Genomic DNA, 14641 nt, shown 5'->3' with positions numbered 1-14641 from the left:
AGCATTTTTTTAAACGGCTGGCAAAAAAAGCGTGCATCAGCCAGATGCGCCAAAAGGAGAATGTAAAATGAACAACAGCGAAAAAACCATGGAAAAGATCGTTGCCCTGTGTAAGGGCCGCGGCTTCGTATACTCCGGCTCGGAGATCTACGGCGGCCTGGCCAACACCTGGGACTACGGCCCGCTCGGCGTGGAGTTCAAGAACAATGTTAAGGCCGCGTGGCGCAAGAAGTTTGTGCAGGAGAGTCCGTATAACGTCGGTCTGGATGCGGCGATCCTGATGAACCCGACCACTTGGGTCGCTTCCGGCCATGTCGGCGGCTTTTCCGACCCGCTGATGGACTGCAAGGACTGCAAAACTCGTCACCGTGCAGACCAGCTCATCGAGGAGCAGGCCGGCGAGAATCCGGCCGGCTGGACCAACGAGCAGATGAAAACGTATATTGACGAGCATCAGCTTGCCTGTCCGAACTGCGGCGGTCATAACTTCACCGATATCCGCCAGTTCAACCTGATGTTCAAGACCTATCAGGGCGTAACCGAAAATGCCAAGAATGAGATCTTTCTCCGGCCGGAGACCGCGCAGGGTATTTTTGTCAATTTCCAGAATATCCAGCGCACTACCCGCAAGAAGATCCCCTTTGGCGTGGGACAGGTGGGCAAGTCCTTCCGCAATGAGATCACGCCTGGCAACTTCACCTTCCGCACCCGCGAGTTTGAGCAGATGGAACTGGAGTTCTTCTGCAAGCCTGGCACCGACCTCGAATGGTTCAAATACTGGAAGGACTACTGCCATAACTGGCTGCTGTCCCTTGGCATAAAGGACGAGAACCTGCGTCTGCGCGACCATGATCCGGAGGAGCTGTCGCACTACTCCAATGCCACCACGGATATCGAATTCCTGTTCCCGTTCGGCTGGGGCGAGCTGTGGGGCATCGCGGACCGCACCGACTTCGACCTGACCCAGCACCAGAAAACTTCGGGCGTTTCCATGGAGTATTTCGACCAGGAGGGGAACGAAAAGTATATCCCGTACGTCATCGAGCCGTCTCTCGGCGCGGACCGCGTGGCGCTCGCTTTCCTGTGCGATGCCTACGACGAAGAGGTCGTCGGCCAGGATAAGAACGGCAAGGACGACGTGCGTACCGTGCTGCGCCTGCATCCGGCGCTCGCGCCGTTCAAGGCGGCCGTGCTGCCGCTGTCCAAAAAGCTGTCGGAAAAGGCAATGCCGGTGTGGGAAATGCTGGCAAAGCAGTTCTCTGTCGATTTCGACGACGCTGGCTCGATCGGCAAGCGCTACCGCCGCGAGGATGAGATTGGCACCCCCTACTGCATCACGGTCGATTTCGAAACCGAGCAGGACGGCTGCGTGACCGTGCGCGACCGCGACACCATGGAACAGGAGCGCATCCGGATTGAGGATGTTGCAGACTACCTTGCCAAGAAGATCGCATTCTGAAAATTCGCTGTTTTCAAAAACCCGCTGCATTTTGCAGCGGGTTTTTTCTATACAGGGGGTTGACAAGTAAAGTAGGGAAGTTTATAATTTTATTATTCCTATTGGAATAATATGAAATTAAGGAAGGAGCCGCCATGTGCTTTTGGCTAAAAACGCTGCTGCGGTCTAATTTTCGGTTTGGGCGAATGTGACGCAGCTTCTGTGGAAATAACGGTAATGACAAACCAAAAGGGAAAGGAAGCACTTACCATGACAACAATAAAAAATACCGAAAATTGGGCGTTTGAAACCAAGCAGCTCCACATCGGGCAGGAAAGTCCGGATCCGGCAAGCGGCGCACGCGCGGTACCGATCTACCAGACGGCTTCGTACGTTTTCCAGAACTGCGCCCATGCGGCGGCGCGCTTCTGCCTGGAGGATGCAGGGAACATCTATGGCCGCCTGACTAATTCGACGCAGGAGGTGCTGGAGAAGCGTCTCGCTGCGCTGGAGGGCGGCGCGGCTGCGTTAGCGACCGCGTCAGGAGCGGCGGCCATCTCTTATACGATACAAGCGCTGGCACAGGCAGGGGAACACATCGTGGCGCAAAAGACGATCTACGGCGGCACCTATAATCTGTTGGCGCATACCCTACCGCAGTATGGAATAACGACCTCTTTTGTGGATGCACATGATCTTGCGGCGGTGGAAGCGGCCATTCAGCCGAATACAAAGGCGGTTTATCTGGAGACTCTGGGAAACCCGAATAGTGACATTCCTGATATCGATACGATCGCGGCGATCGCTCACCGGCACGGCCTGCCGTTGGTGATCGACAATACCTTTGGCACGCCCTATTTGATCCAGCCGATCGAGCATGGGGCGGATATTGTCGTTCACTCGGCGACCAAGTTTATTGGGGGACATGGAACAACGCTCGGCGGTGTGATTATAGACAGCGGTAGATTCAATTGGGCGGCGTCTGGCCGGTACGCACCGATCAGCGAGCCAAATCCCAGCTATCACGGCGTATCGTTCACCGAGGCGGCTGGCTCAGCGGCGTTTGTCACCTACATCCGTGCGATTCTGCTGCGCGATACGGGCGCGGCAATATCGCCGTTTAACGCGTTCCTGCTCCTGCAGGGGGTGGAAACGCTGTCGCTGCGGCTGGAACGGCATGCGGAGAATACAAAACAGGTCGTTGCGTTCTTGGCAGCGCACCCCAAGGTAGAGCGCGTCAATCATCCCTCTTTACCGGAGCATCCGGATCATGCACTTTATCAGAGATACTTTCCGCAGGGCGGCGCCTCTATTTTCACGTTTGAGATCAAAGGCGGGCAGGAGGAGGCGCATCACTTTATCGATAAGCTGCAGATATTCTCCCTGCTGGCCAATGTGGCAGATGTTAAGAGCCTTGTGATCCATCCAGCGACCACGACGCATTCACAGCTCAACGAACGGGAGCTTCTCGACCAAGGGATCAAGCCGAACACGATCAGGCTTTCGATCGGTACGGAAAATATCAAGGATATTCTGGCCGACCTGGAGCAGGCGCTCGCATGAAAGATGGAAGTGCAAAAAAGAACACCCGATCGGGTGTTCTTTTTTGTTCAGGAGGCATGTCGCTCTACAGGCTCCTGGACATTTCGGAACAGAAGCGAGATACACCAGACCGCCGCCAGACCGACCAGGCAATAGACGATACGGCTCATTACGCTGGCGGAGCCGCCAAACAGAAATGCGACGAGGTCAAAGCCGAACAAGCCGACGCCGCCCCAGTTCAGGCCGCCGATGATAGCGAGTGTCAGCGCGATTTTATCGATCATTTGAAAAATCTCCCCTCTTGGTTTTGCAATAGTATGGCCGAAAAAGGGAGAAATATACGGAACGGAAAATAGTTGTTTTATCAAAGCCGGCTGTTGCGCTGCTTGGGGGGCGCCTTTTAAAGCTGTGAGAAAACCTCGCCGATCGGCGCGTGGATGACCAGATCCGCGCGGCGGTCGGCAGGGGTAGAGGTTTTGTTGACCAGTACCAGCTTGCTACCGCGGTAATAATCGATCAGGCTCGCGGCCGGATAAACAGCCAGCGAGGTGCCGCCGATAATCAGGATATCCGCATTTGCAATGTATTCGACGCTTTTGTTGATTGTAACGCTGTCCAGGCTTTCTTCGTAGAGGACGACATCCGGTTTGATGGTGCCGCCGCAGGTGCATTTGGGTACGCCCTTGCCCGCGGCGATGTCACGTACGTCGTACGGCTTGCGGCAGCGCATGCAGTAGTTGCGCAGAACCGAGCCGTGCAGCTCAAGCACTTCTTCGGAGCCGGCCTTCTGGTGCAGCCCGTCGATATTTTGCGTGACGACCGCGCGGCACTTGCCCATGCGCTCCCATTCTGCCAGCTTTCGGTGCGCTGCGTTGGGCTGCGCGTCCAGCGCAAGCATTTTTGCACGGTAGAAGCGGAAAAATTCCTCCGGCTCAGCCATGAAGAACGTATGGCTCAAAATGGTTTCGGGCGGGTATTTGTACTGCTGGTTATACAGCCCGTCCACCGAGCGGAAGTCAGGGATGCCGCTTTCCGTGGATACGCCTGCGCCGCCGAAGAAAACGATATTGTCGCTCGCATCGACCCATTCTTTTAACTTTGCGATCTGTGCGTCCATACCGGCGCGCCTCCTTTTATTCCGTAAACGTGACCGTACCCTCCCTGCGGGGCTTGGCGGGGGTCTCCTTTGCAATGTAGCCGACCGCGGCGGAGCAGATGACGATATGGTCCTCCGGCACGCCGTATTCGGTCAGCAGCGCGCGCACCGAGGGGATGTCGCAGGTCTCGCGCAGCTGGTTGATCCAGCAAGAACCAAGCCCCAGCTCGGTGGCCATGAGCAGCAGGTTCTCCATCGCGGCGGCGCCGTCGACGAAAGCGTGGTGCTCGCCGCGCTGATAGGAGATGATGATGTTGACCGGAGCGCCGTAAAAGTTGTATTCCGGACCGCGGTTGTCCACCTCAGCGACTGCGCGGGCGAGCTTGTAGGATTTTTCCGCGCTGTAAACGACTGTAAAATGCCACAGGTATTTGCCTACGCCGGAGGGCGCCCACTCGGCGGCCTCGACAAGCTGCATGATCTGTTCCTTGGGCGGGAGCTCGGCCTGAAACGCGCGCGTGGAGCGGCGGCTTTGGATGACTTGCATCAGGTTGGACATAGGGAAAGACCTCCTTAAACGATAAGAATAAATATAGTATAGCGCTCCGCGCGGCCGGTTTCAATACAAGATGAACAAAAATGCGGGAAAGGTTGTAAAAAAACTGTGAAAAACCGCGTTTATATGGTATACTGATACAGATTTGAAAAAATGGATGGAGGAGACGAACGCGATATGATCACGATTACCGACCTGAGCCTGAACTTCAGCGGCGAGCCGCTGTTCAAAGACGTAAACCTGAAATTCACCGAGGGCAACTGCTATGGCGTTATCGGCGCCAATGGCGCGGGCAAATCCACGTTTCTGCGCATCTTGTCCGGCGACCTCGACCCCTCGACCGGCACGGTGTCCATCGCGGCCAAGACCCGCATGAGCGTGCTTAAGCAGGACCACTTTGCCTTTAATGAGGAGAGCGTGCTGAATACCGTGCTGGGTGGCAACCCGCGTCTGCTGGAAGTGATGCGCGAAAAGGACGCGCTTTATACCAAGGAGGACTTCACCGAGGAGGACGGCAACAAGGCCGCCGAGCTTGAGGCCGAGTTTGCTGAGATGGGCGGCTGGGACGCGGAAACCGAGGCGGGGCAGCTCATCAACGGCCTGGGACTGGACGCGGACGCGATCCTGTATACTGAGATGCAGTACCTCGGGGACGTGGAAAAGGTCAAGGTGCTGCTTGCCCGCGCGCTGTTCGGCAAGCCGGACATCCTGCTGTTGGACGAGCCGACCAACCACTTGGATATCCAGGCGGTGCGCTGGCTGGAGGACTTCCTCGCGGACTTTGAGGGCACTGTGCTGGTGGTGTCGCACGACCGCCATTTCCTCAATAACGTATGTACCCATATTGTGGATATCGATTACGGTAAGATCAAGCTGTATGTGGGCAACTACGAGTTCTGGTATGAGTCCTCGCAGCTCATCCAGCGCATGATTAAAGACCAGAACCGCAAGAACGAGGAAAAGATCAAGGAGTTACAGAACTTCATCCAGCGCTTTGCGGCCAACAAGTCCAAATCGCGCCAGGCGACCAGCCGCCGCAAGCTGATCGACAAGCTGACCGTCGAGGAGCTGCCAGCCTCCTCGCGCCGCTACCCGTGGGTCGCGTTCCAGCAGGACCGCGAGGCGGGAAAGGATATCTTAGAGGTGCGCGGCATTTCCAAAACCATTGATGGGGAAAAGGTGCTGGATAATGTGTCTTTCATTGTGCGCCGCGGGGATAAGATCGCCTTTATCTCGGATAATGAGCTGGCCATGACCACGCTGTTCCAAATCCTGATGGGCGAGATTAAGCCGGACGAGGGCAGCTTCAAGTGGGGCGTGACCACCTCGCAGAGCTATTTCCCCAAAGATAACAACGACTTTTTCGAGGGCCATGAGGAAAACATGCTCGACTGGATCGCACCCTATTCCCAGACCGATACGCTGGAGTCCACGCTGCGCGGCTTCTTGGGACGGATGCTGTTCTCGGGCGATGATGTGTATAAGCCGGTGCGCGTGCTGTCCGGCGGCGAAAAGGTGCGCCTGATGCTTGCCCGAATGATGCTGTTCGGCTCGAATGTGCTGGTCATCGACCAGCCGACCAACCATCTGGACCTGGAATCCATCACTGCCGTGAACAACGGCGTGCGCGATTTTAAGGGTACGGTGCTGTTCGCCTCGCATGACCATGAGTTTGTGCAGACCATTGCGACCCGCATCATCGAGATACGGGAACAGGGCGTTCTGGACAAGGAATGCACTTACGACGAGTTCCTCGAGTTCCGCGAAACCTATCAGGGCTGATGCGCGGGCGTTTCGGGGCGGGGCTGCTCGGCGTGCTTGTGATCGGGCTGCTGTTCGGAGCAGCGAGCCTCAGCGCTTCCCTGCTAGGGTGGGGCTGTCCGGTGCAGCATTTTATCGGCGTGCCATGCCCAGGCTGCGGCCTGTCTCGCGCGGTATACGCGCTGCTGCGCCTGGATTTTGCGGCAGCGTTTCGGTATCATCCGATGGTCTATGTGCTGCCGCCGGTGGTTTTATATGTCCTGTTCGGGAAAAAACCGCTGCTTGGCAGCAAAACACGCGAGCGGGCGCTGCTCTGGGGTGTAATGACACTCTGGGCGGCGGTCTGGATAGTTCGTCTGGCCGCGCACGACCCGCTGGTATGGGGGTCTGTCTGAAACCGGATACAGCAGCGCGCGGCGCGGGCCGTGCGCTGCTTTTCTGTGCTGGATAAATCCGGCGCGATTGCTTGCCTATATCCGGTATTTTGTGGTATACTATAAAATAACTGGGCATATATCGAGGAGGAAAACGCAGCTATGACCGTTACCTGTCCGCATTGTCAGGCCGAGACCGACCATAAGATGCTCGACCATATCAATATTGACCGTAATCCCGAACTGCGGGCTAAGGTGCAGGATCTGTCCTGCTTCCGCGTCGCATGCCCAAACTGCGGCGAAACCGTGCTGGTGGTGTACCCCTGCCTGTACCATGATATGTCGAATCAGTTTATGGTCTGGTTGTGGCCGGAGGAGGGCGAAGCGCCCCGCGCGGAATTCGACCCGCTGGCAGGCTATACCCTGCGTATTGTGGACAGTATGAACGCGTTCCGCGAAAAGATCAATATTCTGGAGCGCGGCCTGGACGACCGCACGGTTGAGATCATGAAGCTGCTGCTGTTTACCCAACTGGACCACGATCTGGATGTGGTTGAACTGCTGTTTCATGAACTGGACGAGCGCACGGGGGATATCCGGTTCGTTGCCGTGCTGTCGGACGGGGCGGAGCAATACGCCGCTATGCCGGGGGCGGTTTACCAGCGCATACACGGTGATGTGGAGGACTACCTGTATACCACCGGCGGGGATTTTGCGCGCATTGACATGACCTGGGCGCACGAGGCGCTCGGGCTGCTGCACGAGCTGGGATAAAAAACAGCCGCTCCGTATAGGAGAGGCTGTTGAAAATACCGGCTGTGTTATCCGTAAAAGAACTGGACAAGCGTGCCGCCGATGACTGCAACGGCGAGCGTGGCCGCGATGACCGGAAGCGCGCGCCGGCGGCCCTCTTTTTCTTCAAAGAGGACGATGTAGCCGAAGCCGGCGCCGGTTGACAGGCCGGCGATCAAAGCGCCGAAGCTGATCGTCCCGCTGACGAAAAGCTCGGAGAGCAAAACGCTCATCGCACAACTGGGTACCAGGCCGAGCAGCGCGCAGAGCAGCGGCTGGAAAATGCTGTCCGACAGCATGAGGGCGGCGACGCGCTCCTCGCCGATGCCGTGTACCACGAGATTCAGCGCAAGCAGTACGGCAAACAGGAAGAACGCGGTCTTGAGCGTGTGCCAGACAACGCTCCAAATAGGCGAGCCTGCACTGCAGTCACAGGCGGTCATTTCGATCTCCAGCGCTTCGCCGCTTTCCGCGCGGTGGGAACGGAATACGGTAAAACGCAGGATATAGCCGCCGATCACCGCAATGCCGAATTTGACCGCCAGCAGCAGCACGACCTGCGGCACGCTTGCACCGCCGGCCAGCATAACGGGCACCGCCTCGTCGGAGGTAGCCAGAAAGACGGCGACCAGTGTCGCGGGGGCGAGATAGCCGGCGGAAAAGAGCGCGGCCGCGGCTGCGGAAAACCCGCATTGTGGGATTGTTCCGGCCAGCGCGCCGACGACCGGACCGAATTGCGCCGCGCGGGACAACAGCGCGGGGGTGTTGGTGAGGCGGTTTTCGATATAGTAAAGCAAAGCATAAACCAGCAGCAGCAGAGGTACGGTTTTGACGACATCGAAAAACGCTTCGGGTACCACATGGGCTAAAAGATGCAGCAAAAAGATTCACCTCAGATTTAATGGGGGCATAAAAACGTACTATAATAGTATAACACAAGGCGGTGCGTTCGGGCAAGCGGGATTTGCCGGAATCAGCCAATTCAAAAAAGGAAACGAAACGATATTATGAAATTTCAAGAACTAAAGATCGAAAAAAATATTCTCAAAGCGCTGGAAGAGGCGGGCTATGAGCAGCCAACGCCGATCCAGCAGAAGGCGATTCCGCCCGTTCTGGACGGACACGACCTGATGGGCTGCGCGCAGACCGGTACGGGTAAGACGTGCGCGTTTTCCGTGCCGATCATCCAACGCTTATGCGCGCAGGGGGAAACGGGCGCGGTGCGGGCGCTGATCCTGACGCCGACCCGCGAGTTGGCGCTGCAGATTTATGAAAATGTGTGTCAGTACGCGCGCTATACGCGCTGCACAGCCGCGGTGGTGTTCGGCGGCGTTTCCCAGGTGCCGCAGGTGGAAGCGCTGCAGCGCGGCGCGGATATCCTGATCGCAACACCCGGCCGGCTGTGGGACCTGATGGGGCAGAAGCTGGTTTCGCTGGACAAGGTGGAATGCTTTGTGCTGGATGAGGCGGACCGCATGCTGGATATGGGCTTTTTCCCAGATGTCAAGCGCATTATCAAGTATCTGCCGGAGGAACGGCAGACGCTGCTGTTCTCCGCGACAATTCCGCAGGAGATTGCGTCGCTGGCCAACAGGCTTTTGAAGAATCCGGCAAGGATCTCGATTACGCCGTCCGCCAAGCCGGTCGAGAAAATTGAGCAAAAGGTGTATCTGGTCGAAAAAGCGGAAAAGCGGGAACTTTTGACCGAGGTCATCCGTCAAAGCAACGTGCATCAAACGCTGGTCTTTACGCGCACCAAGCACGGTGCGGACCGTGTGGCGCGCGACCTGAACCGCGCGGGCATCAAGTCCAAGGCGATCCACGGCGATAAATCGCAGAACCAGCGCCAGACCGCGCTGGCGGATTTCAAGGCCTGCAAGATTGCGGTGCTGGTCGCGACCGATATTGCGGCGCGTGGCATCGATATCAACGAGCTGCCGCTTGTGATCAATTTCGAGCTGCCCAATATTCCGGAAACGTATGTCCACCGCATTGGCCGCACGGGCCGCGCCGGACAGGAGGGGACGGCGGTTTCGTTCTGTGACCGGAGCGAGCGGCCGTATCTTGCGGATATCGAAAAGCTGATCGGGAAAAAGATACCGGTCGCGGGCGAGATCCCGCATGAGGAAAAGCCAGCGGCCTCCGCAGAGCGGGAGAGCGGCCAGCGCAAAACGACGAATACCCGCACCCGCCGCAAGCTGGTTTCGGAAAATGCCCCCGCAGAGGCGGTAGCGGCTGAAGCGGAGCGGGAGAAGGCCGAGAAGCAGAAGGCGCGCAAAGCCGCGCCTGCCAAGCGTGCGCCGCGTAGGGAAAAAGCGGCGGAGCTGCAGCTGGAGCAGCGCGCGAAAGCGGCCGCACCGCGCGCGCGGCGCACCGCCGCCGCATCCGTATCCCGCGGACGTGGACGGAGAAACGACCCATACGCGCGGTTTGAAAAAAATGAACCGCGGGTGGACGCGCATACCCCGTCCCGCGCCTATGCGCTGAGCGCGGAGGCGGCGGAACGTATCCGCAAAAAGGTGGAGGCCGCGCTGTCGGCCCGCGGACAGAAGGCGGAAAAATCTCCTGCGGCGCAGCCGCAGGAGAAGAAAAGCGCAACGGCGCGCCGCCACAGCCCGCGCCGCCGCAGCGGGAAATAGAAAAAGCGTAAAAGGGGAGAAAACAGACCATGAACGGCGCCAGACACCGCTTTGCCTTAGGGCTAACCTGTTTTTTTATGATATGCCTGACCGTGGTCTACCCCTTTTTGCTGTATACGCCCAATGCATTTGTAACACGCTGGCGAGAGTGGTATATCGAGACCGCAATGGGGACGATGACGCATCAGTGGCTGGCCACCTGGTTTATCCCACACGATATTATCGAGGAGGTCATGGTGAAACGCTATCTGCTGAACCAGAAGCAGGAGGGCGCGGAAAGCGCCTGGGGAGACAGTGGAAATCATACGGCGACGGCATCCACCCCCAAGGAGCGTTTTTACCAGACCTTTTCCGAACTGGACAGGGACAGCTTTGAGCAATTCCTTCAGGACAATCCGGAGTACATAGCCAACGGATACGACCATATTGATATTGACCTGATCGGCGAAGCGGACAAAAGGGATTATCATACCGGCATAACGACTAAGCAGGGGGATACGGTGTTAGCGATCAACGTGGAATACGGTATCCTGATCGCGGAGGTGGTCGGCGAGGACGCGCTCGGTATGGAGTATGCGGGTAAGCTGGCGCTGTGCAAGCAGCCGGAGCGTGTGATTGTCGGCACCTGCGAGGGCTTGTTTGAATATGGCTCCTATGTGTCGGACATAACGCGCGCGTATGACGCTATACTCGGCATCAACGCATCCGGCTTTGCCGATTATGAGGGGAACGGTACAGGCGGGCTGCCATATGGGTTCCTGAAAAGCGAGGGCAGGAAACTGCAGAGCGCGGTCGGAGACGGCTGGAAGATCATCGGCTTCGATGAAAACGACCATTTGCAGGTCGGCGCGTTCAGCGATACCTCCAATCTGCGGGATGCGGTCGAATTCCATCCGGCGCTTATCATTAATGGGGAAAACCTGGTCGCGGGTACGGGGCTGAATGAAGAGCAGCCGCGTACTGCGATCGGACAGGCAGAGGACGGCACTGTGATTATGCTGGTCGTGGACGGGCGGCAGTTCCACTCGTTTGGCATTTCGATCGAGCGCTGCGGCGAGATCATGGAGAGCTATGGCGCATACCAAGCCTCCATGCTGGACGGAGGCTCGTCCTCGGTTATGGTGTACGACGGACGGGAAATCACCAGCCCGACCACACTTTCCAAGAATCCGGAGGGCCGCTATCTGCCGGACGCCTTCTTGGTAAAATAAAAATCCGGATGGAAAATGAAAAAAGCCTTGTGTTTCAGCGCAGCATATGGTAAAATAATTAAGCGCCTGTAGGACAGGCGCAAAATGGAGAAGTATCGAAGTGGTCATAACGAGCTCGACTCGAAATCGAGTTGACGGTAAAACGTCACGTGGGTTCGAATCCCACCTTCTCCGCCAAAATTTCGCACTTTTCTGAGAATGAAAAGTGCGATTTTTATTTTTGTATGAAGGATTCAAAACTTTTTTGGCGGATATAAATTTCCCCACCCCTATCCATACCCCTAAGAGGATTTTACAGGGTGGACACCTGATGGATGAATTTCTCCATGCGGTCCGAGCTTTCCTTGCGCATCCGGTCGGTCACATGGCCGTAGACGTCAAGGGTAAACGCTGCGGTGGCGTGGCCGAGATTTTCCTGAACGGTCTTGATATCGTCGCCGTTTTCCAGGGAGACGACCGCGTAGGTGTGTCTCAGATCATGGAAGCGGCATGCGGGAAAACCGAGATCGGCTGCTAATACCTTGAATTTTTTATACACGGTGATATGTGCCAGATGTTTCCCGAATTCGTTGGTAAAAACGAGGTCTTCGGAGTTGTTCCACAGCGGACCTGCGGCCAACTGCTGCCGTTTCCGTTCTGCACAGTGCTTCCTGCATCGGCTGGACGGATCAGTCGGCTGTCATTGTCTTTAGGCACGGCGAACTCGTAGCCTGCTCCCTTTTTGCGGAGCTTACGAAGCTGCCAGCGAACGTGTATCGTGCTTCGGTTAAAATCGATATCCATCCAGCTCAGACCCAAAGCCTCGCCTTGCCGCATACCGGTAAACAAAGTGACAAAATACAACGTGGTATAGGGGGATGGATAACTTTGCAGCTGATGGATCATTGCAGCGATTTGTTCATCCGACAGCGGCTGTATGTGCGATTTGGGGATCTTGGGGAGATTACAGACATCAGCAGGGTTATTTCGCAGATAGCCTATCAGCACAGCCTGCTGTAAGCACCGATGCATAATCCCGTGGATGTTTTTAACAGTCTTTGGGGATAAAGCGGTTTTTGTAAGTGCGTTGATAAATTTTTGAATTGTGGACTGGCGTGATATGGTCTAAGCGGATCGCTCCCAATGCGGGTTTGATATGGTTGCGTGCATAGCTTTCATAGGAGCTGACCGTCAGCGGCGAGCGGCCGGTGAGGTACTCCTCCAGCCAGATATCCAGCCATTCGGAAAACTTCATCGCGCATGGCGCGACATAAGCCCCAGTATCTACATCGGTCGTGATCTGCCGGAGCTGCTCCCGTACTTCCTTTTGTGTTTTCCCATAAATAGAGTGGCGGATCTGCCTGCCGGTTTTGGGATCGGCGCCTGCGGTGTACCGGCCTTCCCATGTCCCATCTTTCTGCTTTCGGATATTTCCGTTGCCCGCGGCGTTGCGGGTCTTTTTGACTTGTGCCACGATGACCTCCTTTCTGTGGCACATGGATCCCGTTGCTATGAACAGTATAGCATATTCCATGCTGGATGCGTAGTGGTTCTATCTGCCTGTCTGATCAGAACTGTTTGCATATATGCGAACAGTCCTGCTATGTCAGAACGGCGGTATTCCGCGGCAGAAATCCCCTGCCTGATAGGAAACGACCTGCCAGCCGTCCGGCAGTAAGCCGCGTCTTGTCAGCTCCCGCAGGATTGGGAGCTGGATAGCCCAGACCGCGAACGTCACAGGCATATCGGGTGTATGCTCCTCGGATAAGTAGGCTAGCACATCCATCCATGTGCCGTCGAGCGTGGACAGAAATATCCCCTCTTTGGGTCGCGCGTCCTCCTCCAGGCGCTGTACGGTCTGCGGCCAGTCCGTATGTTGGAAAGCCCGTATAAAATCCCCTGCGTCTTTGGTCAGCGGAAGAAGGATCGTGTTGTCCTCGTAGGTGATATGGTAGTTGAGCTGCATGTGCCGGAGTTCACGGCTGCTCTTGTTCAGCGTCCATAGGGAGTATTCCAAAATGTCCACGATGCCTTTTTCCGTTTCGGTCAGGATAAACTTGCCGCATGGGTGCCTGTAGTCGCTGAACAGTGCCGCGGCATTCCGCTCGCCGTTCGTGTTGAGCCGCTGGTTGCCGCTGCTGAAATGGTAGACCAGCGATGACTGCTGACCGCGCCAGGTAATGCCGACAAAACGGGAATATTTGAGGCTATCCGAGCTGCGGGCAGCCTTTTTCTCCATTTCATGTTTGACTTCCAGCGAGGTCTGGTACGGCGCCAGCCCGAGGAAAAAGAAGAATAGCTGCGCTTCATTGATACGGCTGAGCCGGATGGCTTTCTGAATATTGCGGGTAAATTCCGGCTTGTCCGAAAATTTCTCCCAGTCATCCCATTCCAGCGAATCGTCGTCCTTCATCATAGTCTGGAAATACGCCTCGTAGCCGCTGTCCGTGAGAAAAAAGCTCTTATGCCCCGGCGCCTTGACGACTTCGAGATACCCAGCGCGGCACAGCTTCTGGAATGCATTCTTTGCGGTTTCGTAGGGCAGGGAGAGGAAGCGCAGCGCACGGTACGGCAGCTGCCCATAGCGCGCGCTGATGAGCAGCAGGTAGGCTGCGGTACTGTTCCTAAAGATGCGCATGGCGGCCATCTCCTATATTGCAGACCGGTATCTTGTAGGGGCGGATAACGATGATGGTCTGGTCTTGTTCCGCCCAGCAGCTTGTCTGGATGTTGGAGCAGTAGATACCGCTGTCACTGGTGAGCAGGTACCGCTCGATGACATTGAGCACGGCGCGTGTCTCCAGATTATCATGGTCGCGCACATCCGCGGGATGATGCGATGAGGCGTAACAGTGGAGGAATTTTATCGTACATTCCTTGAATCTGGGCAGGGCGGATGCGTGCTGGGCAAGGAGCGTATCCAGCGGCGCGTATACGAACGCGCTGTCGTTGCTCCGCTTGGACAGCCGCAGCGGAAGCCGGATCGCCACCGAGCCGTCTTCTCTGACCTCCAGCGCATACCCATCCGGAAGCACCGCAGACCTGCTCTCTGCCATGCTTCTCCCCACCCATGCCCGCGAAAAAGATATCCTGCTGCACAGGATATCTTTTTCGCGGGCTTCTGCATAGGACTTCGCGTGCGGCGATTGCAGTATCCTGTGCAGCGTTAGTAAGGCGGTACAGGTAGGCGTCATCCTGCCAGCCTACCGCAAGCCGCTCAGATAATTCATTCAGCTTGTGCAGGCGGACTCAA

General features: G+C 56.6%; 16 protein-coding genes and 1 tRNA gene. 8 read left to right on the top strand and 9 right to left on the bottom strand.

Features of this window, described 5'->3' with window-relative positions; genetic code table 11:
* Positions 1-67: 67 nt before the first annotated feature.
* A complete protein-coding gene (locus DBQ51_RS02550) occupies positions 68-1459 on the top strand; it encodes a glycine--tRNA ligase (RefSeq protein WP_054326159.1) in 1392 nt (463 codons plus the stop codon).
* 249 nt (positions 1460-1708) lie between these two features.
* Positions 1709-3001, top strand: a complete 1293-nt coding sequence (locus tag DBQ51_RS02545) for an O-acetylhomoserine aminocarboxypropyltransferase/cysteine synthase family protein (protein ID WP_107630690.1) — start codon at positions 1709-1711, stop codon at positions 2999-3001.
* A gap of 47 nt (positions 3002-3048) precedes the next feature.
* Here DBQ51_RS02545 and DBQ51_RS02540 read toward each other — a convergent pair whose 3' ends face one another.
* The 3 genes from DBQ51_RS02540 to DBQ51_RS02530 form a co-directional block, all read right to left on the bottom strand.
* Entirely contained in the window at positions 3049-3264 is a 216-nt protein-coding gene (locus DBQ51_RS02540; RefSeq protein WP_054326161.1) for a DUF378 domain-containing protein, read from the bottom strand.
* A 116-nt stretch (positions 3265-3380) separates the two neighbouring features.
* Positions 3381-4097 carry an NAD-dependent protein deacylase gene (locus DBQ51_RS02535; RefSeq protein ID WP_054326330.1) on the bottom strand — a complete coding sequence of 239 codons (717 nt, stop codon included), beginning with the start codon at positions 4095-4097 and terminating at the stop codon, positions 3381-3383.
* 16 nt (positions 4098-4113) lie between these two features.
* Positions 4114-4635 carry a nitroreductase family protein gene (locus DBQ51_RS02530; protein ID WP_107630689.1) on the bottom strand — a complete coding sequence of 174 codons (522 nt, stop codon included), beginning with the start codon at positions 4633-4635 and terminating at the stop codon, positions 4114-4116.
* A gap of 174 nt (positions 4636-4809) precedes the next feature.
* Between DBQ51_RS02530 and DBQ51_RS02525 the strand changes: the two genes are divergently transcribed.
* The 3 genes from DBQ51_RS02525 (at position 4810) to DBQ51_RS02515 (ending at position 7541) form a co-directional block, all read left to right on the top strand.
* Entirely contained in the window at positions 4810-6414 is a 1605-nt protein-coding gene (locus DBQ51_RS02525) for an ABC-F family ATP-binding cassette domain-containing protein (protein ID WP_107630688.1), read from the top strand.
* Positions 6414-6788, top strand: coding sequence for a DUF2752 domain-containing protein (locus DBQ51_RS02520; protein WP_159068045.1), 375 nt, complete (start codon positions 6414-6416; stop codon positions 6786-6788). The genes DBQ51_RS02525 and DBQ51_RS02520 overlap by 1 nt, the downstream gene beginning before the upstream one ends.
* A gap of 141 nt (positions 6789-6929) precedes the next feature.
* Positions 6930-7541, top strand: coding sequence for a CpXC domain-containing protein (locus tag DBQ51_RS02515; RefSeq protein ID WP_107630686.1), 612 nt, complete (start codon positions 6930-6932; stop codon positions 7539-7541).
* A gap of 47 nt (positions 7542-7588) precedes the next feature.
* On the opposite strand, the gene DBQ51_RS02510 is transcribed toward DBQ51_RS02515, so the two are convergent.
* On the bottom strand, positions 7589-8440 hold the full coding sequence (locus DBQ51_RS02510; protein WP_054326164.1) for a putative manganese transporter: 852 nt from the start codon (positions 8438-8440) through the stop codon (positions 7589-7591).
* 126 nt (positions 8441-8566) lie between these two features.
* On the opposite strand from DBQ51_RS02510, the gene DBQ51_RS02505 reads away from it, so the two are divergent.
* The 3 genes from DBQ51_RS02505 (at position 8567) to DBQ51_RS02495 (ending at position 11586) form a co-directional block, all read left to right on the top strand.
* Positions 8567-10198 (top strand): DEAD/DEAH box helicase, encoded by a 1632-nt coding sequence (locus DBQ51_RS02505; protein ID WP_107630685.1) that lies wholly within the window; start codon positions 8567-8569, stop codon positions 10196-10198.
* Positions 10199-10227: 29 nt separating this feature from the next.
* Positions 10228-11409, top strand: coding sequence for a phosphodiester glycosidase family protein (locus DBQ51_RS02500; RefSeq protein WP_107630684.1), 1182 nt, complete (start codon positions 10228-10230; stop codon positions 11407-11409).
* Between the two features lie 86 nt (positions 11410-11495).
* Positions 11496-11586, top strand: a tRNA-Ser gene (locus tag DBQ51_RS02495).
* Between the two features lie 115 nt (positions 11587-11701).
* Here the strand turns inward: DBQ51_RS02495 and DBQ51_RS17315 are convergent.
* The 5 genes from DBQ51_RS17315 to DBQ51_RS02480 all read right to left on the bottom strand — a co-directional run bounded on the left by DBQ51_RS17315 (position 11702) and on the right by DBQ51_RS02480 (position 14444).
* Positions 11702-12028: a tyrosine-type recombinase/integrase gene (locus DBQ51_RS17315; protein ID WP_277997708.1), complete on the bottom strand. Its 327-nt coding sequence runs from the start codon at positions 12026-12028 to the stop codon at positions 11702-11704.
* A complete protein-coding gene (locus tag DBQ51_RS17310) occupies positions 11923-12294 on the bottom strand; it encodes a site-specific integrase (protein WP_277997737.1) in 372 nt (123 codons plus the stop codon). Before DBQ51_RS17310 ends, DBQ51_RS17315 begins: the two co-directional genes overlap by 106 nt.
* A 142-nt stretch (positions 12295-12436) precedes the next feature.
* Positions 12437-12862: an N-terminal phage integrase SAM-like domain-containing protein gene (locus tag DBQ51_RS16965; RefSeq protein ID WP_242977806.1), complete on the bottom strand. Its 426-nt coding sequence runs from the start codon at positions 12860-12862 to the stop codon at positions 12437-12439.
* 132 nt (positions 12863-12994) lie between these two features.
* Positions 12995-14026, bottom strand: coding sequence for a hypothetical protein (locus DBQ51_RS02485; RefSeq protein WP_107630683.1), 1032 nt, complete (start codon positions 14024-14026; stop codon positions 12995-12997).
* On the bottom strand, positions 14013-14444 hold the full coding sequence (locus DBQ51_RS02480; RefSeq protein ID WP_107630682.1) for a DUF6100 family protein: 432 nt from the start codon (positions 14442-14444) through the stop codon (positions 14013-14015). Before DBQ51_RS02480 ends, DBQ51_RS02485 begins: the two co-directional genes overlap by 14 nt.
* Positions 14445-14641: the final 197 nt, after the last annotated feature.

Source organism: Agathobaculum massiliense, assembly GCF_900291975.1.
GTDB classification, from domain to species: Bacteria; Bacillota; Clostridia; order Oscillospirales; family Butyricicoccaceae; genus Agathobaculum; species Agathobaculum ammoniilyticum.
The sequence above is the reverse complement of the archived record's forward strand: the minus strand, read 5'-3'. Positions and strand labels throughout refer to the sequence as shown.

Bases quoted from the DNA above. Each gene is read 5' to 3' on its own strand.
- DBQ51_RS02550 (WP_054326159.1), top strand. From the start codon at position 68: ATGAACAACAGCGAAAAAACCATGGAAAAGATCGTTGCCCTGTGTAAG.
- DBQ51_RS02545 (WP_107630690.1), top strand. From the start codon at position 1,709: ATGACAACAATAAAAAATACCGAAAATTGGGCGTTTGAAACCAAGCAG.
- DBQ51_RS02540 (WP_054326161.1), bottom strand. From the start codon at position 3,264: ATGATCGATAAAATCGCGCTGACACTCGCTATCATCGGCGGCCTGAAC.
- DBQ51_RS02535 (WP_054326330.1), bottom strand. From the start codon at position 4,097: ATGGACGCACAGATCGCAAAGTTAAAAGAATGGGTCGATGCGAGCGAC.
- DBQ51_RS02530 (WP_107630689.1), bottom strand. From the start codon at position 4,635: ATGTCCAACCTGATGCAAGTCATCCAAAGCCGCCGCTCCACGCGCGCG.
- DBQ51_RS02525 (WP_107630688.1), top strand. From the start codon at position 4,810: ATGATCACGATTACCGACCTGAGCCTGAACTTCAGCGGCGAGCCGCTG.
- DBQ51_RS02520 (WP_159068045.1), top strand. From the start codon at position 6,414: ATGCGCGGGCGTTTCGGGGCGGGGCTGCTCGGCGTGCTTGTGATCGGG.
- DBQ51_RS02515 (WP_107630686.1), top strand. From the start codon at position 6,930: ATGACCGTTACCTGTCCGCATTGTCAGGCCGAGACCGACCATAAGATG.
- DBQ51_RS02505 (WP_107630685.1), top strand. From the start codon at position 8,567: ATGAAATTTCAAGAACTAAAGATCGAAAAAAATATTCTCAAAGCGCTG.
- DBQ51_RS02500 (WP_107630684.1), top strand. From the start codon at position 10,228: ATGAACGGCGCCAGACACCGCTTTGCCTTAGGGCTAACCTGTTTTTTT.
- DBQ51_RS17310 (WP_277997737.1), bottom strand. From the start codon at position 12,294: ATGATCCATCAGCTGCAAAGTTATCCATCCCCCTATACCACGTTGTAT.
- DBQ51_RS02485 (WP_107630683.1), bottom strand. From the start codon at position 14,026: ATGCGCATCTTTAGGAACAGTACCGCAGCCTACCTGCTGCTCATCAGC.
- DBQ51_RS02480 (WP_107630682.1), bottom strand. From the start codon at position 14,444: ATGGCAGAGAGCAGGTCTGCGGTGCTTCCGGATGGGTATGCGCTGGAG.